At 44.4% G+C, this 250-nt stretch carries 1 pseudogene; it reads left to right on the top strand.

The window, feature by feature from the left end:
- Nucleotides 1-250 (top strand): annotated as a pseudogene (locus tag KVT27_RS25590) (SAM-dependent methyltransferase); the annotation flags it as partial.

The following is a 250-nucleotide window of genomic DNA, read 5'->3' as shown; positions in this document are numbered from 1 at the left end:
AATCTCCTTCTGTGATAGCCTCAACTATCTGTTAGAGGAAGAGGATATTACGGACGCTTTCCGTCAAACGTTTGAAGGCTTGAAGCCGGGCGGTTTGTTTCTTTTTGACGTCCATACGCCTCAGCAATTGTTCGCCTATGCGGAAGCACAGCCGTTTTTCTTGAATGAAGATGACGTAGCTTATATCTGGACAAGCGAACTTGACGAGGAAAGAGTTCAAATCCAACATGAGCTGACCATCTTTGTAAAA

The sequence above is a fragment of the Lysinibacillus sp. GbtcB16 genome, from assembly GCF_019091145.1.
In the GTDB taxonomy this organism is placed as follows: Bacteria; Bacillota; Bacilli; order Bacillales_A; family Planococcaceae; genus Lysinibacillus; species Lysinibacillus fusiformis.
The sequence above is the reverse complement of the archived record's forward strand: the minus strand, read 5'-3'. Positions and strand labels throughout refer to the sequence as shown.